Source organism: Mycobacterium sp., from assembly GCF_050701675.1.
In the GTDB taxonomy this organism is placed as follows: domain Bacteria; phylum Actinomycetota; class Actinomycetes; order Mycobacteriales; family Mycobacteriaceae; genus Mycobacterium.
In genome coordinates this window covers 1-2,800 of the sequence record NZ_JBOGDD010000902.1, presented here as the reverse complement: position 1 = coordinate 2,800, position 2,800 = coordinate 1, and the positions used below count along the sequence as shown (strand labels likewise).

The following is a 2,800-nucleotide window of genomic DNA, read 5'->3' as shown; positions in this document are numbered from 1 at the left end:
GTGTGAGGGATTCAGCGACGTGTACCGCGACCTGGTGATGCGCGGCGGCATGCCCGACATCGGCTTCGCCGAACGACTCCAGAACAACAGCTATGCCGGTAACAACCGCCGCGAGGACATCCTCGCGGTGGTGCAACGTCATCCGCTGATGGACGACCTGTGGGACGACAAGATCGCACGGTTCGACAAGGTCACCGTGCCTGCCTACGTCGTCGCCAGCTATTCCAACACGCTGCACACCGCGGGCACGTTCCGCGCCTGGCGGCGTATCGGCTCCCGGGAGAAGTGGTTGCGCATCCACAACACCCAGGAGTGGCCCGACTACTACGACGAGGCGAATGTCGAAGAGCTGCACCGGTTCTTCGATCACTATCTGAAGGGCGAGGACAACGGCTGGGAGCGGACGCCTCGCGTCCGGTACAGCCTGCTCGACCTCGAAGGCGGCGACCGCGTCGACCGGGAAGCGGACGCGTTCCCGCCGACGGGAATCGTCGATACGAAGTACTACCTCGACGGCGGCTCGCGCACGCTGAACGCCGCGCCGGCTTCAGAAGGCTCGGAGGTGGGGTACGACTCCGGGTCGAATCCCGCGTTGGTTTCCTTCGCGGTCCGCTTCGACGAAGAGACGACGATGGTCGGATACCCGAAGGCGCGACTGTGGGTCGAGTGCCGTGGCGCCGACGACATGGACCTGTTCATCCTCATCCAGAAGTTGGACCGCCATGGCACGCCGCTGCAGCAGTTCACCGTGCCCAATCACGGTGCGCTGATGCAGGATCTCACCGAACGCGGCGCATCCGTGCTGCGGTACAAGGGTTCGAACGGGCGCTTGCGCGTGTCCGCCCGACATCTTGACGAGAAGTCGTCTACCGACGCCGTTCCTGCCCACAGCTTCGATCGAGTCGAGAAACTGAACCCCGGTGAGGTCGTCGACGTCGAAATCGACCTGTTCCCAATCGGTCTGAAGTTCTACGCCGGCGAGCAGCTGCGGCTGGTCATCAGCGCGCAGAATGCGTTGGGGGCCATCATGCCCGGGACGCGCGAGTACGTTCCGCAGAACAGTGGGAGGCACGTCATCCACACCGGTGGGGAGCACGCCTCGTATGTGCAACTCCCCGTCATGACCGGCTGAGGACGCGACGGATCAGCCGCCGGTGTGCTGCAGCTCGATGACGGGGATCAGCCGCGTGGTGTTGCGCTGATACTCGGCGAATTGCGGCTCGACCTCGGACTGCTTGGCATAGACCTCGTCCCGCTCGTCGCCGGTGAGCACTCGGACGGTGACGGGGAATGTCTCGGCGCCGAATTCCACGACGGTGTCGGGGTTGGCAACCAGGTTGTGATACCAGTCGGGATTGGTGTCAGCGCCGCCCTTGCTCGCGAAGATGAAGATGCGGCTTCCGTCGACGTAGGGGACCAACGGGGCAATCCGCTGCACCCCTGACTTGGCTCCGGCATGGTGCACGAGCACCAGAGGCTTGCCTTCGAAGAAGCCGCCCGCCTTGCCGCCCTTTTCCCGGAATTCGCCGATGACCTGGCGGTTCATCTCATCGAGGTCGATGCCATCCGTCATGTATGCAATCTCCTGTTCGGCGCGAGGGATATCCCAGATGGTCAGCAGGCTCTAGGTGACTGAATATTCCCGAGCGAGTCGATCCGATCGAGGGCAGGCGCCAGATCGACCGTGATCGCGTCCGCGATGGGGCGCACTCGTACGGCGGACATAGGTTATTCATAGACAAGCTAGGTAACGTCGGTTCGTCGGGCTGAATCGGAGCACGTACTCCGAGCTAAGGAGTGACACGATGAACGTCAAGAGTGCCGTCGCAGGAGTTTCTCTTGCAGGCGGTATAGGACTGGCCCTGTTGGGGCTCGGTTCGGGGGTGGCATACGCAGCGCCCGGTGGTGGTGGTGGTCATGGCGGTGGTGGTGGCGGTTGTATGCCCCCGGCGTGTGGGGGAGGACCCGGAGGCGGAGGTGGCGGAGGCCATGCCGGACCCGGTGGTCCCCAGGGGCGCGGCCCCGGCGGCCCCGGCGGTGGCCCTGGTGACTTCCGTGGTCCTGGTGGTCCTGGCGGTGGACCCGGTGGGCCTGGTGGTCCCGGCGATGGTCGTGGTCCCGGTGGGCCTGGCGGCCCCGGCGGGGATCGCGGACCCGGTGGTCCCGGCGGCCCTGGTGACTTCCGTGGTCCTGGTGGCCCCGGCGGGGATCGTGGTCCTGGTGGTCCTGGTGACTTCCGTGGGCCTGGTGGTCCCGGCGATGGTCGGGGACCCGGCGGCTTCCAGCCACGGCCCCCCGACGCCTTCAATGGCTTCCACGGTGCCCCCTGGGGTAGCGGTCCTGCGCCGTGGGGTTGGGGAGCACCGCCGCGCGCCGGATGGGGCGGCCCACTGCCTCCCCCGGGCGGGTATTGGAACAACGGACCGATCAACTACTGGGGCTTCAACGAGCAGCCGATCTGGGATCAGGGCCAAAACGGTTGGGGCTTCTACTTCTTCGGTATCTGGATTCCGCTGTAACTAGACCGGCACGCGGGCGGTCGCCCTTGGAAGCAGGGGTGACCGCCCGTTGACGGTTCAGTCGTCTGAGTCGTCCTCTCCGTCGTTTTTGTCGTCGGTGGCCTCGTCGCGACCGGTGCCGTCGCCATCGGGCCGCTGCGCCTCATCGGAGTCTTCGAACAAGCGAAGCGCCAAGAGATTGGCCTGGGCCCGACGGAACATGGCTTCGTCTTGCCGATCGTCGTCGAGGTAGGTGTCGGCTTGATCGTCGAGTTGGCCCACCTGGGCCCACCCCTCTGGGG

At 65.6% G+C, this 2,800-nt stretch carries 3 protein-coding genes and 1 pseudogene; 1 reads left to right on the top strand and 3 read right to left on the bottom strand.

The genetic code is table 11. The features are described from left to right. The coding region (locus ACRDUX_RS27320) for a CocE/NonD family hydrolase (RefSeq protein WP_526418382.1) at positions 1-1,132 on the top strand (1,132 nt) is incomplete at its 5' end. A 12-nt stretch (positions 1,133-1,144) separates the two neighbouring features. Here ACRDUX_RS27320 and ACRDUX_RS27315 read toward each other — a convergent pair. The 3 genes and pseudogenes from ACRDUX_RS27315 to ACRDUX_RS27305 all read right to left on the bottom strand — a co-directional run. Further along, positions 1,145-1,573: a nitroreductase family deazaflavin-dependent oxidoreductase gene (locus ACRDUX_RS27315; RefSeq protein ID WP_526418380.1), complete on the bottom strand. Its 429-nt coding sequence runs from the start codon at positions 1,571-1,573 to the stop codon at positions 1,145-1,147. A gap of 217 nt (positions 1,574-1,790) precedes the next feature. Further along, the gene (locus ACRDUX_RS27310; protein WP_526418378.1) at positions 1,791-2,318 is read right to left on the bottom strand and encodes a hypothetical protein; all 528 of its coding nucleotides are present in this window, start codon (positions 2,316-2,318) and stop codon (positions 1,791-1,793) included. 258 nt (positions 2,319-2,576) lie between these two features. Then, positions 2,577-2,800, bottom strand: a pseudogene (locus ACRDUX_RS27305) (hypothetical protein); the annotation flags it as partial.